The following is a 20208-nucleotide window of genomic DNA, read 5'->3' on the forward strand; positions in this document are numbered from 1 at the left end:
AAACCTGTGGCGGAGGCGGGCTACCCCACCTGATCCAAATTGAAGTCAATTGTTGGGCCGCCACCGCTTGCGCTCCACCATTGCCCCGCCTGCTCGTTGTAGGCCACCCGCATCCGTTGAGTGAGTTCCTGCAGGTCCTTGGGCATGGCGTCGTCGTTGGAGGGTTTGGGTAAGGGCATCCGGACTTTCCAGAGTTGCCCACCAGCCTGGAAAGAGAACATTTGACCCTTGGGCAAACTGACGATATGAGCCGGCTCGATCAGCGCCACACTGGTGCTGCTGACACGGTCCTGTGAGGACGACGTGAAGTCCGTGTTGGCCTCAGGATCGGAAGTGTCGGTGGCACCCGACACCAACGTTTTGGTCAGTACATTCACCATCGGCAACTGCTGGGTGAGCAACTCAGCGGTAGCGGTTTCGCGCACGCGGAGCATCTGCAGAGTATTAAAGTTGCCGATGACCTGACCGGCCTTGGCACGGTTGCCGATACGTGCTTCGATATCACTGAGGGTCTGGGTGTAGGCGGTTACTTGGATCCCGGCACCGCCGCCCTTATTGATCAGTGGGATGAATTCATCACCCATCAACTCGTTGAACTCATCGGCGTGCAGGTTGATCGGCAACTTGTCACTTTTGTTACCCGATTGGGGCAGGCCATGGTCGATGCCGTGTTTGTAGATGTGCCCCGCGACCGAGACCAAATCGGCGAACATGGAGTTGCCCACCGCTGCGGCCACCTCGGAGTCGGTCAGTGCATCCAGACCGACGTAGACGATGCCGCGTTTTCGGATGATCTGCATCCAGTCGAAGATTGGCCGCGGGTCATCTAAATCGGTGTAGTTTGGAGCCAGTAACTGGGCGGTCTTGCCGGTGGTGAGTTTCTCCAGCAGCGGCAGTAGCGAGGCAACGATTTTGTCGAAGTAAGTACGGTCATATCGCACCGCCGAACGCAGTCCGTCCATTACCGGATCAAATACCCGCTTCAGCGCCAGGTACTGCTCGATGGCCACCACACGCTTTTCGCGCCCGATCATATGCCGGGGGATGTTCTTCTCGGTCAGCTTGCCTTCAAGCTGGACGATCACTTCCCACGCCTTTGGGTCGGTCTTGGCGAAAAACTGCTGGGCGTATTCGATAAACAGTGCGTCGATGTTGACCACATGTCGCTGGATCTGCAGGTAGTCCGGACGTCGGCCCAGCTCGATCAGAGCGCGGGCAATGATGTTGACGAAACGCCAGGCGAACTCGCGAAAGGCTGCGGAGTTGCCTTCACCACTGAGCTGCCCGGCGATGCGCGACGCCACTTCCGAAATACGTCCGAAACGCCCCACGGCGTTGTAGCGGGCGGAGATCTCCGGCCAGCCTAGATGGAACACATAAAACTCCTTTTCCCGACCAGCGCGTTTGGCTTCGACGTACATCCGTTTGAGCAGGTCGGCATCGCCCTTCGGATCGAAGACGATGACCACCTCATGTTCGACGCGGTGAATGTCCTGGGTGATGTACACCTCGGCGAGCCGGGTCTTGCCGACACGGGTAGTGCCGAGCACCAGGGTGTGTCCGACCCGTTCGCCCAGCGGCAGACTGACTTCCGTTTCATCGGGCTCGACCCCATGCAACAGTGGCGAGCCACCTACCGGGGGCAAAGGCCGCAACGGATTGAAGGCACTGTCCCAGGCCGTGACACGGGCCAGTATCGAGAGTGGAAACGGTGCATGCTCCAGGCGCCGTTCGAGTCCACGGGCCAGGCGGTAGCTGGTCGGTTGGTCGACATAGTGGGCGACCGCCGGATCCTGGGCCTCGACCAAGCGCTGGGTGTGCAGGCGGGTCCAGCGAAAGCCGCGACCCATGAACAGACGCTTGCGGCTGACCGGAATCTGCCGACTGGTCAGCTCGTAGCGGGGCAGCCGACGGATATTGCGCCGATAACGCAGCACCTCCCAAGCTTGTCGCAGCCGGATAAGGCCGAACAGGGCATAGGCCAGCGCCGCCACCAGCCCGATCTCGGGTGACAGGGCCACAGCCCAGGGCGAGTACACGCACAACACCGCGGCAGCGATACAGATTGCTACGGTGTACAGCTCCACCGCTGGCCGGAGCTTGGACTCCATCGCATGCTCGGCCATGACCTGGACTCACTGTTCCAGTGAGGTGGAAGTGATCAAGACGGGATAGTGCTCAATCTGCAGGCGGGTGGCGATGTCGTTGCCGTTGACCGGCAGGATGGTGATGCCCGGAGCGGCTGCTCGAATCCGGGCCAGGGCTTCATTATCGGCCACTTCGACGGCGAGGCCAGCCGCGCCCATTTCCTGCAGTTCAGCAGCGCGTTGACGCAGCCAAGTCAGCGACTGGGGATCGTCACCGACCAGAAAAAATGGCCGCAAGCCCGGCATGTTCAGAGCGCGAGACGTGGTCTGGCCGGGGCTCAAGTGGGAGCTGCGGATGGGCAGTATCCAGGCTTCATCGGCAACCGTGGACAGGTCCGCATGCATGGCCCGATCAGGCTGGGTTCTGTTGCTTATTGACTGCCTGGCAGCTTGAAAATGGGGGCGGATGAAGTCGTTAGGCTGATCCTCGGCTACGGTCAGTTCCGGCTGGGCGAAAGGTGCCAAGAGCAGGATGAAGTAGCAGGTAAGGGGCATTCGCTTCATGGTGGTGTGCCCTGTTTGAAGGAAACCTGCAGGCGTTCGAGTTGTCGGGAAAAGCCGGCGCGGTAACGCGCGGCCGGCGTTCCTCCTGCCGGGCGGTGATATCTGCCGGCAGCTGATACCCAATCACCGGTAGCGGCGTGATGCTCCTGCAACAGCGCGGCGGTCACGGCGAGATTTCGGTAGGGATCAAGGGCTTCGCAGGGGGTGGAATAACGTTGTCCGTGGTAACCCAGGTTGATTTGGCCGAGTCCGGCATCGACCCGCTTGGCGTCATGTCGGGCGAGGGCCTGAAGCAAAGCGTGACAGGCGGCCTGGCGAGTGGCGAAGCGGTAGGGTGTTCCAGCGATGTTCAGTGTCCAGGGCCAGGGCAGCAGTCGACCACGGACGTGGATACCACTCTCCTGCAGGGCGATCGCGAATAGCACCGTAGAAGGAATGTCGGCGTCATGCGCCGCCAATTGGTAGGCCGGAGGCGGAAGTTCGTCAGCCTGGACGGCGAGCACCATCAGCAGGATCGCAATACCACTCAGTCGAGGCGTTGCCATTGTCCATTCATCTCTTGAAATGTGGCAGGCAATGGCCCCGGGGCTCCCAGGCTGAACCAGCGACCACGGTCATGGTTCAGGGTGATCTGCCGGCGTTGGACCTTGGCCGGATCAACGTCTGCTTGCCGAGCCCAGCTACGGACGCGTTCATCCTCGCCTTGGCTGCCCACCAGGTAGATATCGAACGCCACGTCACTGCTTTGCAGACGCTGCGCTTCGGAGGTGCACGCTGGGCAGTGGTCCTCCACAAACAAGGCTTGACGCGCCATGACCGCTGAGCTGGCAGGGGACGGGGATGCCATGCCCTGGATCGGCAGCAGCCCGGGAAACAGCTTGGCCCAGGCAGCGGTGTAAGCGTTTTGGTAAGCCAACTCGCGCTCGGCGCGTTTGGCTTCCAGCGCTACCTGTAATTCGGCATAGCGCTGGCGCTCTTGGTCGGTCTGGGCCTCGACACCGAGTGCGGTCAACGGATCGAGGTTCGGGCTCCAGAAACCGCGTGGGCCGGCATGGATCTGTTCGAAGCGCGTCCACTCCTGCTCCGTCAGACCCCAGCTCGCCGCCTGTTCAGAGTCAGAGCGCCCCAGCGGAGCAGACTGCGTGTCCTGGGTCCGTGACTGTGTCGTGACGGGGTTGCCCATCGCAGCGCCCATGGCCAGTAGCGAAGCGAGACAGACGACGGTGGGCAGTAGCGCTCTGTTCATGATCGCTTCTCAAGGGAGGTGCACGGTCTGGTCTGGCTGAGCGGCCACCGCGAAGATGGCTGAGTTCGGCTCCAGCACTTTCAGGTGCCAGGCTCCGAGCTGCTCGCCGCTATGCAGCAGCCGGACATCCGTGAGCGAGCGACTGTCATGAGGTGCGACCGCCAGAAAGCGTTCGCCACCGCGGGACTCGACACTCAATACTGAAAACGGTGGCGAGAGCGGGGTGGGTTTGGGGCGAGCGGTCTTTTTCGATTTAGTCGCGGAAGGCGACGGCGGTGGGGGTGATGGCTGGGTCTTGTGCTCCTGGAACTGCTGCTCGACCTGTTCAAGGCGTGCGCGCAGCGCTGTCAGGTCTGCCTGGGTGGCGCGGGCTGCGAGACCATCGCGCAGTTCCTGTATCTCTTGCGCCCACTGATCCAACATCGGATCGAGGGTATTGGCCTGTTGCTCACCAGTATCGACCATCTGCTTCAGGTCTTTCAGCGCGTACTGCAGCTTCTCCTGGGCGTCCTTGAGGGCGCTTGAATCATGTTGCAGGATGTCCAGGGTTTGTAGGTGTTGGGTGTTCGTGCTCTGCAGTTCGGCCACGTGTTGATACTGGTTATACAAACCACCACTCAGGCCGGCGACCGCCAAGCAAAGCAGCCCAATGATGAGGGTTTGAAACGTCGAGGCTCTCATGGGCGTGCCTCCAACAGATGGGGCGAGACGGGTGTGATCAGCGCGACGCCGGCCTCCGTTTTCTGCTGTTCGAAGCAGACCGAACGGCTGACTTCGTCGGTCGTGAGTTGCCAGGCGGGGCCAGCGAGCACTTGCAGCGCGCGGCGCAAAGAGATCGGGCCGAGCCGGTAATGGGCCGCGGGCAGGGGCCGAGTAAACAGCACCCTCACGGACGCGGTAATGGGGCAGAGCGAATAGCCCGAACGCTGCAATACGTACTGCAATGCATCCTGCACCGGAGGGTTCAGGCTGGACGGGATGCTCACGTCAATGATTTGGGCAAGAAGATCGCGTTGTTCCGTGGTGGGCTCGGTGCTGACCAGCGTGTAGCGGCCATAACGAAGCTCTGCCGGATGGCTTTCTTCGGCTATGCCCCTCGAGTGCTGAGCCCGATTGGAGCCACTGTCGATCTCTGGATTGGTCGGCAAAGGGTTGGGGATTTGCGCGGTGCAGGCGCTCAACAAAGCCAGCAGGCAGACAGGCGTGAAAAAACGCTCCATGGAAGAAACCTCATGCCAGATTCAGTGCAGAACCTGACATGAGGTGAAGGAGCGATTCAGTGAGAAAGTTGATTCAAGGTGGATCGTGTTAACGCTGAACACGTTGCTATTCATCGAAAATGGCGAGCCCATCCAAGACGGCAGCGTCGGGGTCGAAGATCAACAGTCGCACATCCGCCAATGCCGACAAATACAGTACGTTGACCAAGGCTTCCGGTGTGCCTGCGTCGAGTTGTTCTTGTCTCAAGCTCGAATAACGATTGCCCTCAATGTTCAGCAAGTTCTCGTCCGTCCATGGCGTGCCGATCAGTTTGCAGCCGATACCGCAGCAATCTGGCAGCGTAAAAAGCTCGAACAAGAGGCCGGTTTGCCGCAGAGCGAAGTTACTGACCCACTCCTCCAGATAAAGCATCGCTTCTTCGGGAAGGTGCGAGGTACTGATTTCCCAAGCCCGACTGTAGTGTCCGTTTCGAAGCTCAAGCGATGGACCATGGCTTGGGCCTCTTCCAGGGAGTACAGATCACCCAGGTGATGCCGCTCATTGAGCATTTCGCCCATCACGCGTAGATCACTTGGCGCGCTAGCCCGCTGGACTGACAGCGTTCATCCAAATTATCCGGAATGGAGTGGCCTTCGCTGATCACGGCGAAATCGTCATTGCACAGGCAGGGGAACAGTTGCAGCTCGTCGTCGGGCAGATGGGTTTGTGCGTCATGCACTGGTCGAAAGCAGGGAGGGCAGTCGTCTTCGTAGGTGATCAGTAGCAGCCGTTCGATATGAAGGTTGTCGTAACCGCGAGCAAATGGGTTTGAGGCCGTCAGCAGGGCTGCAGCTTGGTGTGTGGGGTTCATGAAGGTTCTCCAGAATGATAATGGACAAGGCGCCCGAAGACGCCTGTGAGGGTTAAAGCCAGCCATGTTCGGCAAGGGAAAGTGGACGACCTTCACCCACGATGAAGTGATCCAGTACGCGCACTTCGATCAAGGCCAAGGCATCTTTCAACCGTGCGGTCAAGACGCGATCCGCCTGGCTGGGTTCTGTACAACCTGAAGGGTGGTTGTGAACAAAAATGGCGGCCGCAGCGTTATGCGCGAGGGAGCGCTTGACGACTTGGCGGGGGTAAACGCTGGCGCCATCAATGCTGCCGTGAAAGAGCACTTCGAACGCCATCACCCGGTGCTTGGCATCGAGAAAAATCACACCGAAGACTTCATGCTCTTGTGGCGCAAGATGCAATTTTAGGTAGGAGGCCACAGCGCCAGGGGACGTCAGGTTAGGGCCGCGGGCGAACAGCCGACGATCCAGAATCTGCAGTGCTTCGTCGATCACCTGGTTTTCTTGGACGATACGATCAGCCTCGAAATCCGCGGTTTCAATCAGTGTGAGTTGGGTGCTCATGGTAGTACCTCCGAAGAGAACAATCAGGGGTACACGCCCGAGGGGAGTGGTGTCCCCGAGGTGGATAGAGAGTCGCGGGTGTTAGCAGATGGCGAGCTGTTTACAGCCGAGTGAATCGGTGGCGTTGACCGTGTAGGTGTGAACCACAACCGTCGCAGGGCAATAGGGAAAAGGCTTTTATTCCCCAGCCAGTTTCGGGATCAAAGTCGGCACTGATGGGCATTAACCGAACCAGTCCTCGATGGATGCCGGCGATGCGTTTCTCAATTTCATCCGTCGTGTAATAGAGCGATAACGTGCTGTAGTCCTCGTAAGCAGTAGCAAACAGGCAGTCGTCGCAAAGCCAGAAGGATTCCATGTTGGTTCTCCTGTGCGGATTGAAGAAAAGGCGCTCGACGGAGCGCCTTGATGAGGAACATCGTGGACTGTTCAGGCGGACTGAACGGTACGGGTGGCATCACGGCGGGCCGTGCGGGGAGTGGGTGGAGATTCAGGTTCGACCCGAGCCTCTGTTGGGTTTGCGGTCTCCTCAGCTTCGGTATCAGCCGATGATGGGGATGGCTCACTGTTTGGCGCTTGCTCAGCAAGTGCTGTTACTTCCTGCCTGGCGGGCGCTTTGTATTCGAACGTGCCGTTGACCTTGATCCAGTCAATGAACAGCAAACGACCTTTCAGGCTGGCGCCCGGTTGACCTTGTTTATCGCCTTTCTCGTAGAGAAACGGATCGATCCACAGGTCGCCGATACGGAACGACAGCAAGACCTTTTTCTCGGCTTTGACGGCGTCCATATAGAGACGAATCAAGCGTTCAGCTTCACCCCCAGCGACTTTGCAGTCGAAACGGGTGTACTCCACCGCATCGGTGGCACCGTGCAGGGCTGCGATATCGCAAGCCATGAATGGCTGGCCGCGGCGGACTTGTACTTCACGAACACGGTTGAGATAACCGATACCGACGGTGTGCAGATTGAAGTAAGTGGTCGCTTCTTGGGAGTGATTGGCGTGGGCCATGGTGGTTCTCCTGTTTCAAGGGAAAACGGCGACGCACAGGCCCTTACGGGGAAGTGAGCCTCCGTCAGGGTGGGTAAGGTGAAGTCGAGTCATGAACTACTCGCCACCGGCAAGCCGATGACGATCAGAACGATGCGTCTGGGGGAACAGCGGTGCAGCAGAGAAACGTCTGCGGTGGTGATCCGCAGGCATGAGGTAGTGGGCATTCATCACCGCTGAAGCGGTAACCGCGCGAGCTTCCGAACGCTGATCGCACTTGGGTAAACCACCACGAATGTGGCGTAGCCTTGAAGGTTCTGGCTACCTGGGCTGGGCTGTCAACGACAGCGAACCACGCCCTTTGTATAAGCCTGTCATAGGGGAGCGTCAAGACGCTGCCACCCGATTTTTTATGGCCGGAATATAGTGGTAGTCACTGGACTGAAGAAAGTGAAGAGGGGGCCTGGCGGGGTGCCAGGCGAAGAAGAGAAAAGCCACCTTTGACGGTCGTACGCAGTCGACAAGCTCCTCGCAAAACTTTATTCACTGCGTCACGCTTCGCCAACCGACCCTTGTCGTGGCCCGGGTCGGAACATGCTGGCACGCATCCGCGCACAAAGGGTGCCCAGTGTTTCCCCGGTGGGCTCCGGAACTGAATACGATCGCTGAAGCGGATGACCGCTATTGCCTGGTAGAGGCAACAGTGGTCATCCGCCACCGTGATCAGGTCGAGCATAAATCAGGAATGAAATTCCGCAGAAAGAGAAGGCTCCGAACTCAAGGAGTTCGACCGAGCTGCCCGGAGCGATTCGGTCTTAGGTCGCCGTTGGCGATGATCCTGAGACACTACAGCAGAGAGGGTGGGATCACGTCAAGCCAGTGGGCGATCCCGCATAAGCCACTACATTGAGCACGATGAAAGAGGTTACTTACTGCCGAGATGAGCGGCCAATTGTTCGATGGTTGCCAGGATAAAGGCGCGGTCACTTTCTTTGCCTTGGCCCGTGAAATCGGACAACACTTTATCGACTTAGAGAGGGATAAGCCGCCGTTGATGATGCACTGATCACCCCAATACTCATGTCGATCTCCAGTGAAGCGTCATGAGCGACGCGTATCTTTTCTGATCGGCACTGTTCCCTTACAGTCGGGGTAGTGGGAGCATGACCAGAACGGCCCTGATTTCCCCTTTCGCCTGCGCATTGAGGCGTTGCAAATGGGGCAGGTCGGGCCGGCTTCGACCGGTACCGCCAAGGTGAGTGCGCCACAGTGTTCGACCAATTGTGCAATCCAGTTCGCCTGCTTGGCGACGAACGCATCCAGGGTCAGACGTCCCGCTTCGATTTCGTCCAGAGCCTGTTCCCAGATCGCGGTCATACCCGGATCCGCGACTGCAGCGGGTACCGCCTCGATCAGAGTATGGGCCGCTGCGGAGGCCATTAAGGCGCGTTTTTTCTTCAGTAAATAGCCGCGATCAATCAACCCCTTGATGATGCCGGCTCGCGTGGCTTCGGTACCGATTCCGGTGGTGTCCCGAAGTTTCTGTTTCAGCCGTGGGTCGTTGACCAGCTTGGCCACGTTTTTCATCGCCTTGATCAGATCGCCTTCGGTGAGAGGTTTGGGAGCGGCAGTGCGCATGGATTTGAGTTTGACATCGTTCACTGCGCACTGAGTACCCTGTTGCAGGACGGGCAATACTTGGTGCTTTTGACTGGGCTCATCCTCCTCGGTCTTTTCGTAGAGCAAGCCTTTCCAGCCCTGGATCAGGATCTGCTTGCCAACAGCAGTCAAACACTCTCCGCCGCACTCCAGTTCGACCTGAGTTCGATCAAACTCATGATGCGGAAGAAATTGCGCGAGGTAGTGGCTACGAATCAGTTCGTAGACTTGGCGTTCTTGTTCGGACATCCGCGCCAGGTTCGCCGGCTCGGTGGTGGGGATGATGCCGTGGTGCGCGGTGACCTGGTCATCGTTCCATACCCGTGAGCGCAGTGATCGATCGAGGCTTGCGAGTGCGTGCCGCAGTGCGGGATCCGTTTTGAGCAGGGCATCGAATACCGCGGGTACCTCGTCGAACATACTTGCTGGCAAATAGCGGCAATCGCTGCGCGGGTAGGTGGTGGCTTTGTGGGTTTCATACAGGGCTTGGGCGATGTTCAGGGTTTCCTGAACGCCGAGTCCCAGCTTGCGCGAGCAGATCTCCTGCAGGGTGCTCAGGTCGAAGGGCAGGGGCGGCGCTTCGCGGAAATGCTCAGTCTGCAATGAGAGTACCGTGGCGGCGCAACCGTCAATGATTGTTTGGACTGCCTGACGTGCAATCTCCTGCTGAAGGCAACGACCGGCTTCATCTCGTCCTGAGCTGGGTGGTAACCACGATGCGATAAATGGTTTCCCCATAGAAGACAGGTACACATCCACTTCCCAGTAGGGCACCGAGACAAAGCTGGCAATCGCACGATCCCGACCGACCACCAGACGTAAGGTGGGTGTCTGGACGCGTCCCACTGACAACACGCCATCGTAGCCCGCTCGTCTACCAAGAAGGGTAAACAAACGACTGAGGTTCATGCCGATCAGCCAGTCGGCGCGGCTGCGGGCGAGGGCGGAGTGGTAGAGCGGGCAGGTCTCTTGACCAGACTTCAGCGCGGACAGTGCCCTGCGAATTGACGCCTCGTTGAGTGCGGACAGCCAGAGGCGCTGAACAGGGCCTCGATACTTGCAGAGCTCCAGCAACTCTCGGGCAATCATTTCACCTTCGCGATCGGCGTCGGTGGCGATGACGACGGTGGCCGCTTCACTGAGCAGGCGCTTGATGACTTTGAACTGTGCCGCAGTCTTGGGTTTGACCTCGACCTGCCACTGCGCGGGAATGATCGGTAGATGATCCAGCGACCAACTCTTGAATTGTTCACCATAAGCTTCAGGCGGTGCTGTCTCCAGCAGGTGGCCGATACACCAGGTGACGGTTGTCTCTGTACCGATCAGGCAACCATCACCACGCCGAGTGGCTCCGAGAACCTTGGCGATGTCACGACCTTGGGACGGTTTCTCACAGAGGAAGAGGCGCATAGAACAGCTCCGGATTGAGTTCGGAGCAGCGTTGTTGGAAACCGCAGGTGAGGGATATGAGAAACCTGAATCGAAGGATGCTCATATTTGTCAGTCAGGGCCGCCAGGTATGGGACGAGGTTGTACCCCGTCGCATCCCGACGACAGTGTGCATATTCACGAGCAGACAGTAAAAACGGCTCAGCAATCTCGCGCAAAAAAGCAATTTTTATGCCTGAAGTCTGTCAGTCCGTCGGTGGTTGCCCTCTGCGCTTTCTGGGTTTCGACGCAGGTGAACTGGCGTGCTCTGTGTTTTGCCCGACGGGTGTCGCAGATACTGCCGGTTCACTGGATCGTTCCCGCATGACCACGCTGTGCACCCGGTGAGGCAGAATGCCGACTCGACGGGCCTCGATCTTGAAGGTCACCCGCGCATTGTCTTCGCTGTCCTCCCACTCATCGCGTACGGTGCGGCCTTCGACCAGCACACGCATGCCTTTCTGGTACAGCGTGCTCCAGTGTTCAGCCTCACGGTGCCAGAGCTCAACCGGCGCCCAATAGCCGCCTCGATCTTCATAGCCGCCCTCGCGTGGCACGGGGTTGTCGAAGTACACATTCAGCCGTAGCAAACGTCGTGGCTCGTCATTGCCTGTGGCGAACTCCTGGAACTCTGGCGCACTGCCGATGTTGCCTTCGCCGACGAAAAAAGTACTCATCGTGATACCTCCACTGCGGTTGTGAACTGGCGCAGCAGCCGTTCGGCACTGTCCATTTTGATCGCGCAGGTCGTGGCCTGGCGGTAGAGCGAATGCACCACACTCATCTGTAGGTTCAGCGCGATGCGATTGCATTCGAAACGGCGTAATCCCTCGCGTACGACCTGCGGCAAGGCTTTGTTGCAGACCTGGCGTTCCCAGACCGAGACTCCCATACGGGCAAAGTCACGGGTGCGCCAACGCAAAAAGGTGCTGCCAGCGCTGGTGTTCTGCAGCACCAATCGGATATCCAGCAGTGAGTAAGGGGGCTGTCCGGCTTGCTGTACAACAGCCTCCATCAAGTCACATAACTGCGCCTCGATTTCCCTCGCCATCTGCGCCAGGTGCTCCAACTCCCCCTTACCCTTAAAGGGCTTTAAAAGGCCTTTTAGGGAGGCTGCGTGTTCGAGTTGCCGATAGGCATCTTGTGTCAACGTTTCGAAGGGCATCTGTTGAGCCGAAGTCAGGGGATTCATACTTCGTCCTCCGTCTCATCCACTGTCGCAGACGACTCTCCCGCTTCCTCGGCCAGCGCGTCAGCGTCATCCACTGGCACAGCGCCGCGACGAATGATCGGTGGCGCGAACTGGGAGCGGCGATGACCCTCAAGGATGTCCATCGGGGGCAAGCCCAACTTCTCGATGGCCGCATTGGCACGGGCATTATTCGCCGCCATGTCATCACGCGTGACGCCGGCATGCCGATAGCGCTGTGCCTGACCGAACAGGCTGCGCAGCAGATGGGCACCGTCGTCGATCCAGGCTTCCATGTCGACGCGGCCAATCAGGGCTGTGTGATGGGCCAATAGGGTACGACGCACCAGGGTGTCGTAGTCGGTCAGCAGGTAGACCGCCAGAAAACCCAGCTGGCTGCCGATGTACAACGGCAAGGTGACGGGGTGGATGTTGAGGTTGTCGCTCATGTCGATCTGTGTCGGCAGGTCCTGCCTGATCCGATCCAGCTGTTGGGTCAGTTCCAGCATCCCGGCTTTGGCCTGCATCAGTTTTTCTTCGAGTTGCACGATGGCCCAATCGGCATAGGGATCGTCCTGGGCCGCGGTTTGTTTGATCAGGTTGGTGACACTGATGTAGCCGGCCATGCCCATGATCGAGTGGACGCCTTCGCGTGCGGTTCGACCTTGCCAAATACGGGCGGCGTGGTGAGTGTGCAGAGTCAGGGTGATGCTGCTGCGCAATGAACCCAGGTTGAGTTGATAGTGATCGGCCACGGTGTTGTCCTCGCATAAGCTTGGACGGGAACGTTGCGACAGGTGAGGGTCAAGGGCAGCCAAAAAGCTGAATGCGGTCTATTCGGTTTGGTTTGAGACGGTTAATTTCGTAGACGTTCGTGAGTGATGCCAATGGCATCATTTCCATCGATGGCGATGGCGATGGCGATGGCGATGGCGCTCGGATTGCGCAGGTTCGGCCCTTTGCAATCTCACCCTTAGAACTCAGTAGATTTGATGCCACTGGCATCAAATCTACTGACGTCCAGGGTGTTTGCCGCGCAATTGGCGTAGCTCATTCAGGCACGCTTGGGCGAGGGCGGAGGCGGGTTCGCCCTGTTTTCGGGATGGGCGCGAGGATGCCGTTGGGGGCGGTTCTGCAACGGGTGAGGGTTCTGTCTGACCTGCCCAAGGACGAAAGTCGCCTTTCAGTGCGCGCTGGATTAGGCCCATCAGATACGCCGCTGGCTTGCGGATACCTCCTGCCGTACAGCGTGCGCTCGCTTCGTTGAGTACCGCCTGACGATCCGCTGGTTTGAGCTTGTTCAGCGCCACGGCGACGGCCTGACGCTCGCTTGGACTCAGGTGCAGCGAATCGGGCCAGTGCAGGTTATCCACCGCTTGGGTCGCGCGCGGTACAGTACAAGTACTTTCTTTTAATACAGTACAGGCGGCGTTCGGATTCCGAACGGTGCCGGAAACACTGGTGTTCAGACCCGATTCGGAATCCGAACGAGGGCTTGCACGATTCCGAACGAGGTGATCTTCCCCCAGTTCGGAATCGTGCATAGTGGTATCGGTTGCCTGATCCAATCCTTGCTGCATCCAGTGTTCACCCCAACTGTCGAGCCGCGTGGGTAGCTGACCTAAATCGATACGGGTGTCCTGGCGAATTTCTTCCAGAATATGCTGAGCGACAATGCGCACAGCCTTCGTTGCATGACCGAGGGTATGTCCGACTAGCTCCAGGTAATCCTGATCCAGCTCCATGGCTTCGGCGGGGGTTAACGGCTCATCGTGCAGGACGTACAGAGAACCTTGAAGACGCCCGGTGAGCTGATCGCGCCCGCGACTCACCAAGCTGAGCCAGCGAGTGAGCCTGAGCATCGTCAACACGCGAGCTATGGTTTCACGGGAAGCTAACGCGCCATAGGGCACGCTCGACAGGTAAGGCTGCAAATCCTCATAGCGTGGTGTGACCACGCCCTGGCCTTGCAGCATGAGTCGAAACACCTGCCAGGCATTACGCTCCAATGGCGTCAGGCGATTATCCAACAGCAGCCGACGCGGCACGACTTCGTGTGATTGGCCACTGAAAAGAAAGCCAGCCTGCAGAGCCTGGTTGGAGGGTGGTTCAGTGGTCGGGCGTGCGGGCCATCGTTCATTCAACTGCTGGGTGCATTGCTGCAGGACACGCTGCCAGCGACTGGAAGGGGCAGTGTTCATATTCCGTTGCTGTAATGGTCGATCTGCTGCCAAACGATGGTCAAGCTGATCTGTTGCTCCTCCGCCAGCATCATCATGGCGTCGAGCTGATCCTCGGTCCCGTCTTGAGCGCGTAGTTGGCACCAACGCTGCCAGAGCGCATGTTCCTGCGCTTCGCTCAAATGTTGAGGGCGGCCTTTACGGGTTTCTATCTTGAGTAGACGTCGGCGCAGGGCGGTTTCCGAATGGGCCAAACCGAAGCACTGATACATGATGGTGCTGCTGGCGCCGAGCTTGAGCGCTCGGTTGATCAAGCGCTCGTTCTGCTCGTCGCGTTCGGCTTGCTCGATCAATCGATGCAGCACCGGCGAGTCAATCTTGACCTCAACCCAGGGTACGGTGGCGTGGGCCAGGCGTGACAGCGTGGCGGGCGGTAAGGATTGCAAAAGATAGATGTCGTCCTCACCCAGTCCGAGTGCCTTACAGCGTTGCAGATTACCCAGGCGCAGTTCATGCAGCACCTGGGTCAGCATGGCTTGGTTGAGCACATTGAAGGACAGGTTCATGGCAACTCCTTCGGTGAGTCGTCTTCCGGGGGAAGCGTTAAGTCGATCAGACGCCGGGCAAGGCGGATCAGGCGATACAGTTTGATTAACAGGCTGTCGGGCAGTCGTTCCAGTCCGACGTCCACGGCGGGACGATCTGTCAGCGGGAGTTGATAGATCCCCAACAGCAACTGGCCGAACAGGGCGGAGGGCAGTTGCTTGCGATCCTCCCAGTTCACCTCGTCTTGAGCGCGCAACAGGGCCAGGAGCATTAGGTGAACGCCGGTCGCGCGAGGCGCTGCAAGATCCAGTCGCTCGATGTTGAGGGCGAAGCCCAAGCCAAGCTGCTGATCGATGATGCCCTCGGGATGTCCGGCATAGGCCGCCATTTCCCGAGCCAGTCCGGCTATGGCTAAACGCAATTGTTCGGGAGTATCGAGTGCTGGTGCGATGCTCCAGATATCGTCGATCGTGCAGGTTTCGACGGTCGGTGTTACTTCAGCGGCAGTGCCGCGCTCAATCTGTTCGCGAATCTGTTGGACACGTGACGGCGGGCTGACTGCTGATACGACATTCGTTTCGGGCGGTGTGAGCAGCTCCTCTCGCGCTGTTTCGGTCTGGGTTCTGGTCTCAGTTGGTTTGGGACGGGACTCGGAGGTGGAAGATCCCGCCGCAGCTCCATCAACACTCGGCAAATGCTTGTTCTCTGAGGGCGTGGCGACGACATTGCCAGGCGTCGAGATGACCCGTTGGGTATCGCTCAGCTCCAGGGCCAACATACGGTAGGACTGTCCGAGCAAACGGCTCATGCGTTCGAGCAGTTCATCCTGGATTTGCTCCAGATCGAAGGCCTCGGGTTCGGCATCGAAGTCGCCCAAGGTCTCAAGCCAAAACTCGGCGAACACGAGGGGCGCGGTTGGATAACGGTTCCAGGTTCGCTCTGCCTGACTACGCAGAGCGATCAGGCGTTCGATCTGGGGCTTCCCCAAGCCGGCATAGAGGGTTTGTGGAATAGCGGGCAGTAAGTGTTCGAGGGTGTCGAGCATCCGGCTGATGTGTGACTGCGAAATTGGATAGCCCCCCGCAGCAAGACGTCGTGCCAGCTCACGTTGCGAGAGTACAACTCCCTCTGGTTCGAGCATGGTTTTGAGTTTGGCTACCGCCAGAGCACGCTCGATGAAGGTGAGTTGGCCGTGCAGATCGCTTTCGGCCAGATGGCCGAGTAGGGCGGTGAGCTCATTGGTCCAGGGTCGGAACAGGCAATGAATGCGGAAGAAGCGCTCGTCACGGGTTTCCTGCCACAGCTCGCCGAGAATCGCCAAGCGCGTATTACCGCCGTTGCGGATGATGAAATAGGTTTCACCCGGGCGGCGGGTAATCGGCGGTGGTTGATCCAGCCCGCGTTCACGGATGGAGGCCTTGATATCGTCATACAGCGGATTACGGATGAAACGCGGGTTGTGTTCGTAAGGCCGCAGTTGCTCTAGAGTGACCAGCATGGGCGTATCAGTGAGTGGGTCGGACAGCCGCTCCAGTTCTGGACCCCGAGGGAAGTGATCCTGATGCAGCTTGTCGGTGATCTGCTCCTGACTGAGCTTCTTCATCGGACCAACCTCAGTTAACGCCGATTACACAAATGGTCACCGACCTCGAACTTGACGATCTCGGCAGTCCCCGAACCTTCGAAGTGTCGGGACAGTTCTGCGAGGAACCACCCCAGGGCCGAGCGCCCACCCTGCAGGCGAAAAACCACGGTGCAGTACTCCTCGCAAGGTGAGTGGTGTGGTCGAATGGATGGCTGAACGATGATGGGAAACTGATCCAACATCAAAAGACTCCTTGCCAAACACAGTTGGCCTCGAGGTCGAACAAACAAAATGACTTGGCGAGAAATGCGGGCTTATCGATTCGTCTCATCGAACCTTCGCGTATTTGCTTGCCGTAGAGATCGCTTCGCCCCATTCCGGAAACAACTCGATGGCCAGCGCTTGCATGGTTTCCAGCGCTGATGGCGAACGTCGTTCGCGTGACCGATGGGCCTCGATTCGGTGGATGGGTAGACCGAGTGAAGCGGCATTGAGATAAGCCACTCGGTCTGGAATTACGGTGTCTAGAACCAAGATGTTAGTAGCCCCAGCGAAGGTCTCGCGCAGACCACGGATGATCATTCGCGTGTCTACCCGGATGCTATTTACCTGGTTCAGCAGCAGTCGCAACGGTGGCGGTGTAATGCCCAGGTGACGGAACGGTTCGAGCTCACTCAGCAGCTTCAAGGTGCCGCGGCGCAGTTCGCGGGCGGCGAGCATTTCCGGCGTGATGGGAGAGAGGGCGAGATCGGATGCCAGGATGGCCATCTCCAGCAGCACGCTACGTGCGCCTTGGGTGTCGATCAACAGCAGGTCATAACCGGGGCGAAATTTGTCCAGCAGATTGCGCAACCGTAATCGCCCGTCAGGGGCGTGCAGCAGTAATGCATCGAGCTGGCCTTGATCGTCGTTGGAGATGATCAGGTCGAGCCCTGCGATCACAGTTTCGGAAATAATTTGCTCAGGTTCTGTTAAGTTGAGTGCAATGAGCTCGTACGCACCAGCGACAGCTTTCCGGCTCAAGGCGTAATAGCTGGAGAGGGTGGGTTGGCTATCCAGATCGAGCAGCAGCACGCGCAGGCCAGCATCCGCCAGAAGACCGCCGAGGTTGGCAGCTACCGTGGTTTTGCCTACCCCACCTTTGGTGGAAACCACCGATACCACGCGCATCACATCAGGCCTGCTGGCCTAAGCGCTCAGCGACCCACTGCTCAATTTCCAGCGAATCCCAACCGACCGCGCGCAGTCCAATACGTTTAGCTTGAGGGAATTTACCTTCTTTCATTAAGTTGTAGATATGCGCACGCTTGAAGCCGGTTTTCCGTTCCACCTCATCACGCCGCATGATGTGACGTTCGACCTGTGGTAGAGGTGCTTCAGCGATGGGAGAGGGTTGGATGGACATGCTGGTCATTCCTGGCGTCGATTGGCGCGTGGTGGGAAGTGACCTGAATTCAATCCCAGAAAATTAGATTAGTCATTGCATTGCAATCCACGGTATTGCATTGCAATACCGTGGATTGCAAGCAGGTCCTCATCTACGCTGCTCAGCCCTATGACGATCGCTTTTGGCAGCGCTATATTCATTGCCGAAGATGATCGTTGGGCTGCGCAGTATCAATTATCATTTTCTAGTTAGCAGTTAACTGCTATATTGATTTTTTTGAATTATTTATAAAAATATGTGGGTGGATTTAAGATTTAGGAAGGCTGCGTTTGGCTGCAGCAAAATTTGCATCCAATGTCCGTTTGCTTAAGCCAGGAACGCCATTATAATGTGCTGTTATTGAATCGACAATTGCAGCTTGACTGTCGAAAATTGAATGTCTTCTTCCTGATTGAGAGGAGCTGAGAATTGTTTCAATCAGTGCGCCTATAATCTTTAGAAGAGTTCCTTTGTTTTGGTCGTTGATTGGGCCGTTTATGTCAGTAAGTTTACGCAGGTTCTCCTCTTCTAGTTTAAGATTTGTGAGTTCTGTAATAAGTGACTCAATTGTATTTTTAGCGTTTTTCAACTCTGCCTCAAGTGCGTCTCTATCTGCGCGAAGAGTTAAATAGGTGCCAATGCTCATGGTTTTGTTGTCCTCCTTGGAGGGTCCAAACAAAAAAGTTGGACGCTGTTCAGGATAATAATGAAGCATCCATGATCTAAGATCAGTGTGCCTTATGGTCACTAGCTTGCAGTCGATAGGCGTCCCTGGCTCAACTGTTTTTCCTAGAACACCATAAGGAAGTTCATGATTAATGATTGCATCAAGGATTTTTTCGGTATTAGCGTGTAGGCATGGCCAATGCGGAAAGACCGATGCGAGCGTCGAGGGAGAATATGAAGTTACTTTGAGTATGGCTGCCTCATGGGCCAAAAGGTTGCACCATCTGATTGCCGCATCAATAGGGCGATAAAATATTTTTGTTGTAGAGTCATAGGTGTTTGAGCTATACACAGCGCGACCTCATGTCTTTAAGAGAAGTCGCCAAGTATCTAGCTGGTTAGATTGGTAACTATGGTGTCTAGGCAGCGACTGTCCGTATTTATTTCTGTTTTTTACAAGAAGTAATATCCTGATGGTCAGTTTTATTGTATATGGCTATAAAAGACTCTGGAGTGAGTAGATTTACATCCGTTCTTATAAATTTTCATTATTCAATGGTGGCTTCTCAGTTTCTTTAAAGTCTGGCGTAAAGTCTTGGAGTGACGTGACGGGCGCGCCTCATCACTCCGTCTAAGAAAGGTTGATTGAGGGGGCTTGCTGGACCACGCAGTGACATACCATGCACTATGAAGAAACATAAAATGAACCCGTGATTGTATTGTCATTGATCTTGGGAGCGGCTTTTCAGAAAGTAACAATAGAGGCTGATCATTCAAGTGCCAATATCATATAATTAATACGAATAATGCATGATATTCATGAAAAAGAATTTGACCCAAATGTACCGCTTGTCTTCGTGCTTGTTCCCACTCTCAATATCGGTGCTGCAAAGGCACAAGGAACAATTGCTGGGCTGTGTAAGCAACGTCCCGGTCACGCCGCGTGGGACACTAAAACTGAGCGTGCCGGTATGAATTGTGAATACCTTCGTCGTCCACATGTGCTGGATTTCATCAGCGTTATCCCGAGGTTCGCCCAGGGATTGAAATCGAATAGTGACGGGATGATCTTTCTTGCGCGAACACCGTGCCCTTCAGCTCATATATCGGTCGAAAAGAAGCTTGACCAACTGACGCAGCCATATATTCCCGGGGTCATGGTGATAGCGCGGGTGCCAATACTGTCGCAGGTGCAAGCTGGGGGACTTGATCGGGGTTTTTATCACCTTGATCGCGTTGTAGCGCAGGAAGGTTTTCCCTAATTCACTCGGGACGGTAGCAATTAAATTCGGGTTTTTCTCCAATATCATCGGGACCGTGATGAAGTGCGGGGTCGTCAGGTAAATCTCTCTGCGATGACCCAACTCATCGATGAACTGGTCGTAGCGGGTACTTCTATCTGACAGGACGACGGAAACATGCTTCATGCCCAGGAACTGTTCAAGGCTTACTTCGTCGCCAGGGTAGGTGCTGCTGACGATGGTGCAAAAAGAGTGCATGAACAGCTCTTGTTGAAAAAGGTTCGGGTCCTGAATGTAATGGGATCCGATGGCCAGATCCGTATCACCTCGCTCCAGTGAATTCGCAATGTGCTCGGTGGGGAGTTGCGATGTCCGTATTCGGCAATGGGGGGCCACTTCCTGAAGTTCCTCAATCAGCCGGGGCAAAAAAACCAACTCACCCATATCCGTCATGCAAAGGCTAAAGACCCTGGTGGATGTCATAGGGTCGAAACTGGCCTGCGCCAACAGCTTGTGCTGTACGGCGGATACGATCTCCAGAACTGAATCCCCCATCTTCTCGGCGAAAGGCGTCGGCTTCATCGAATCGCCAATACGGACGAAGAGGGGGTCTTCATAGAACTCCCGTAGACGTCGTAGTGCATGGCTCATGGCGCTTTGCGTCAAGCCAAGATGCTCCGCCGCCCGAGATACGTTGCGCTCTCGCAGAAGCGCATCGAACGCGAGTAGCAGGTTCAAATCGAATTTCTTGCCATGAATGGTATGCATGATCTGTATTAGCTC

The 20208-nt window shown here is 56.9% G+C and carries 21 protein-coding genes and 1 pseudogene; all 22 read right to left on the bottom strand.

Annotated features, from left to right (window positions below):
* Positions 1-20: 20 nt before the first annotated feature.
* Entirely contained in the window at positions 21-2126 is a 2106-nt protein-coding gene (gene traD, locus CKW16_RS15735; RefSeq protein WP_095129173.1) for a type IV conjugative transfer system coupling protein TraD, read from the bottom strand.
* Positions 2127-2135: 9 nt separating this feature from the next.
* Positions 2136-2651, bottom strand: a complete 516-nt coding sequence (locus CKW16_RS15740) for an integrating conjugative element protein (protein ID WP_095129174.1) — start codon at positions 2649-2651, stop codon at positions 2136-2138.
* Positions 2648-3196 (bottom strand): lytic transglycosylase, encoded by a 549-nt coding sequence (locus CKW16_RS15745; protein WP_095129175.1) that lies wholly within the window; start codon positions 3194-3196, stop codon positions 2648-2650. Before CKW16_RS15745 ends, CKW16_RS15740 begins: the two co-directional genes overlap by 4 nt.
* Positions 3178-3897: a TIGR03759 family integrating conjugative element protein gene (locus tag CKW16_RS15750; protein ID WP_095129176.1), complete on the bottom strand. Its 720-nt coding sequence runs from the start codon at positions 3895-3897 to the stop codon at positions 3178-3180. Before CKW16_RS15750 ends, CKW16_RS15745 begins: the two co-directional genes overlap by 19 nt.
* A 9-nt stretch (positions 3898-3906) precedes the next feature.
* The gene (locus tag CKW16_RS15755) at positions 3907-4578 is read right to left on the bottom strand and encodes a chemotaxis protein (protein ID WP_095129177.1); all 672 of its coding nucleotides are present in this window, start codon (positions 4576-4578) and stop codon (positions 3907-3909) included.
* Positions 4575-5117, bottom strand: coding sequence for a PilL N-terminal domain-containing protein (locus tag CKW16_RS15760; RefSeq protein WP_095129178.1), 543 nt, complete (start codon positions 5115-5117; stop codon positions 4575-4577). The genes CKW16_RS15755 and CKW16_RS15760 overlap by 4 nt, the downstream gene beginning before the upstream one ends.
* Positions 5118-5223: 106 nt before the next feature.
* A pseudogene (locus CKW16_RS15765) lies at positions 5224-5968 on the bottom strand (ABC transporter substrate-binding protein).
* A gap of 52 nt (positions 5969-6020) precedes the next feature.
* Complete coding sequence (radC, locus tag CKW16_RS15770; protein WP_095129179.1) at positions 6021-6515, bottom strand: DNA repair protein RadC; 495 nt, start codon at positions 6513-6515, stop codon at positions 6021-6023.
* 100 nt (positions 6516-6615) lie between these two features.
* A complete protein-coding gene (locus tag CKW16_RS15775) occupies positions 6616-6873 on the bottom strand; it encodes a hypothetical protein (RefSeq protein ID WP_095129180.1) in 258 nt (85 codons plus the stop codon).
* Between the two features lie 71 nt (positions 6874-6944).
* The gene (locus tag CKW16_RS15780) at positions 6945-7526 is read right to left on the bottom strand and encodes an STY4534 family ICE replication protein (RefSeq protein ID WP_095129181.1); all 582 of its coding nucleotides are present in this window, start codon (positions 7524-7526) and stop codon (positions 6945-6947) included.
* Positions 7527-8606: 1080 nt separating this feature from the next.
* Complete coding sequence (locus tag CKW16_RS15785) at positions 8607-10574, bottom strand: DNA topoisomerase III (protein WP_095129182.1); 1968 nt, start codon at positions 10572-10574, stop codon at positions 8607-8609.
* A gap of 224 nt (positions 10575-10798) precedes the next feature.
* Positions 10799-11269, bottom strand: a complete 471-nt coding sequence (locus CKW16_RS15790) for a single-stranded DNA-binding protein (RefSeq protein ID WP_095129183.1) — start codon at positions 11267-11269, stop codon at positions 10799-10801.
* On the bottom strand, positions 11266-11784 hold the full coding sequence (locus tag CKW16_RS15795; RefSeq protein ID WP_095129184.1) for a DUF3158 family protein: 519 nt from the start codon (positions 11782-11784) through the stop codon (positions 11266-11268). Before CKW16_RS15795 ends, CKW16_RS15790 begins: the two co-directional genes overlap by 4 nt.
* Positions 11781-12536 (bottom strand): PFL_4669 family integrating conjugative element protein, encoded by a 756-nt coding sequence (locus CKW16_RS15800; RefSeq protein WP_095129185.1) that lies wholly within the window; start codon positions 12534-12536, stop codon positions 11781-11783. Before CKW16_RS15800 ends, CKW16_RS15795 begins: the two co-directional genes overlap by 4 nt.
* Before the next feature lie 255 nt (positions 12537-12791).
* Positions 12792-13982 (bottom strand): STY4528 family pathogenicity island replication protein, encoded by a 1191-nt coding sequence (locus tag CKW16_RS15805; protein WP_095129186.1) that lies wholly within the window; start codon positions 13980-13982, stop codon positions 12792-12794.
* On the bottom strand, positions 13979-14527 hold the full coding sequence (locus tag CKW16_RS15810; RefSeq protein WP_095129187.1) for a DUF2857 domain-containing protein: 549 nt from the start codon (positions 14525-14527) through the stop codon (positions 13979-13981). The genes CKW16_RS15805 and CKW16_RS15810 overlap by 4 nt, the downstream gene beginning before the upstream one ends.
* A complete protein-coding gene (locus CKW16_RS15815; RefSeq protein WP_095129188.1) occupies positions 14524-16110 on the bottom strand; it encodes a ParB family protein in 1587 nt (528 codons plus the stop codon). Before CKW16_RS15815 ends, CKW16_RS15810 begins: the two co-directional genes overlap by 4 nt.
* Before the next feature lie 14 nt (positions 16111-16124).
* Positions 16125-16334: a hypothetical protein gene (locus CKW16_RS32860; RefSeq protein ID WP_095129189.1), complete on the bottom strand. Its 210-nt coding sequence runs from the start codon at positions 16332-16334 to the stop codon at positions 16125-16127.
* 85 nt (positions 16335-16419) lie between these two features.
* Positions 16420-17262, bottom strand: a complete 843-nt coding sequence (locus CKW16_RS15825; protein ID WP_095129190.1) for a ParA family protein — start codon at positions 17260-17262, stop codon at positions 16420-16422.
* A 4-nt stretch (positions 17263-17266) separates the two neighbouring features.
* Positions 17267-17497, bottom strand: coding sequence for an AlpA family transcriptional regulator (locus CKW16_RS15830; protein ID WP_371918031.1), 231 nt, complete (start codon positions 17495-17497; stop codon positions 17267-17269).
* A gap of 289 nt (positions 17498-17786) precedes the next feature.
* Positions 17787-18536: a hypothetical protein gene (locus CKW16_RS15835; RefSeq protein ID WP_095129192.1), complete on the bottom strand. Its 750-nt coding sequence runs from the start codon at positions 18534-18536 to the stop codon at positions 17787-17789.
* Positions 18537-19278: 742 nt separating this feature from the next.
* Positions 19279-20193: a LysR family transcriptional regulator gene (locus CKW16_RS15845; RefSeq protein ID WP_095129376.1), complete on the bottom strand. Its 915-nt coding sequence runs from the start codon at positions 20191-20193 to the stop codon at positions 19279-19281.
* Positions 20194-20208 lie beyond the last annotated feature (15 nt).

It is taken from the genome of Pseudomonas sp. Irchel s3h14, from assembly GCF_900187425.1.
Taxonomy (GTDB): Bacteria; Pseudomonadota; Gammaproteobacteria; order Pseudomonadales; family Pseudomonadaceae; genus Aquipseudomonas.

Bases quoted from the DNA above. Each gene is read 5' to 3' on its own strand.
- traD (WP_095129173.1), bottom strand. From the start codon at position 2,126: ATGGCCGAGCATGCGATGGAGTCCAAGCTCCGGCCAGCGGTGGAGCTG.
- CKW16_RS15810 (WP_095129187.1), bottom strand. From the start codon at position 14,527: ATGAACCTGTCCTTCAATGTGCTCAACCAAGCCATGCTGACCCAGGTG.
- CKW16_RS15755 (WP_095129177.1), bottom strand. From the start codon at position 4,578: ATGAGAGCCTCGACGTTTCAAACCCTCATCATTGGGCTGCTTTGCTTG.
- CKW16_RS15805 (WP_095129186.1), bottom strand. From the start codon at position 13,982: ATGAACACTGCCCCTTCCAGTCGCTGGCAGCGTGTCCTGCAGCAATGC.
- CKW16_RS15740 (WP_095129174.1), bottom strand. From the start codon at position 2,651: ATGAAGCGAATGCCCCTTACCTGCTACTTCATCCTGCTCTTGGCACCT.
- CKW16_RS15745 (WP_095129175.1), bottom strand. From the start codon at position 3,196: ATGGCAACGCCTCGACTGAGTGGTATTGCGATCCTGCTGATGGTGCTC.
- CKW16_RS15780 (WP_095129181.1), bottom strand. From the start codon at position 7,526: ATGGCCCACGCCAATCACTCCCAAGAAGCGACCACTTACTTCAATCTG.
- CKW16_RS15845 (WP_095129376.1), bottom strand. From the start codon at position 20,193: ATGCATACCATTCATGGCAAGAAATTCGATTTGAACCTGCTACTCGCG.
- radC (WP_095129179.1), bottom strand. From the start codon at position 6,515: ATGAGCACCCAACTCACACTGATTGAAACCGCGGATTTCGAGGCTGAT.
- CKW16_RS15750 (WP_095129176.1), bottom strand. From the start codon at position 3,897: ATGAACAGAGCGCTACTGCCCACCGTCGTCTGTCTCGCTTCGCTACTG.
- CKW16_RS32860 (WP_095129189.1), bottom strand. From the start codon at position 16,334: ATGTTGGATCAGTTTCCCATCATCGTTCAGCCATCCATTCGACCACAC.
- CKW16_RS15760 (WP_095129178.1), bottom strand. From the start codon at position 5,117: ATGGAGCGTTTTTTCACGCCTGTCTGCCTGCTGGCTTTGTTGAGCGCC.
- CKW16_RS15790 (WP_095129183.1), bottom strand. From the start codon at position 11,269: ATGAGTACTTTTTTCGTCGGCGAAGGCAACATCGGCAGTGCGCCAGAG.
- CKW16_RS15795 (WP_095129184.1), bottom strand. From the start codon at position 11,784: ATGAATCCCCTGACTTCGGCTCAACAGATGCCCTTCGAAACGTTGACA.
- CKW16_RS15815 (WP_095129188.1), bottom strand. From the start codon at position 16,110: ATGAAGAAGCTCAGTCAGGAGCAGATCACCGACAAGCTGCATCAGGAT.
- CKW16_RS15830 (WP_371918031.1), bottom strand. From the start codon at position 17,497: ATGTCCATCCAACCCTCTCCCATCGCTGAAGCACCTCTACCACAGGTC.
- CKW16_RS15825 (WP_095129190.1), bottom strand. From the start codon at position 17,262: ATGCGCGTGGTATCGGTGGTTTCCACCAAAGGTGGGGTAGGCAAAACC.
- CKW16_RS15785 (WP_095129182.1), bottom strand. From the start codon at position 10,574: ATGCGCCTCTTCCTCTGTGAGAAACCGTCCCAAGGTCGTGACATCGCC.
- CKW16_RS15775 (WP_095129180.1), bottom strand. From the start codon at position 6,873: ATGGAATCCTTCTGGCTTTGCGACGACTGCCTGTTTGCTACTGCTTAC.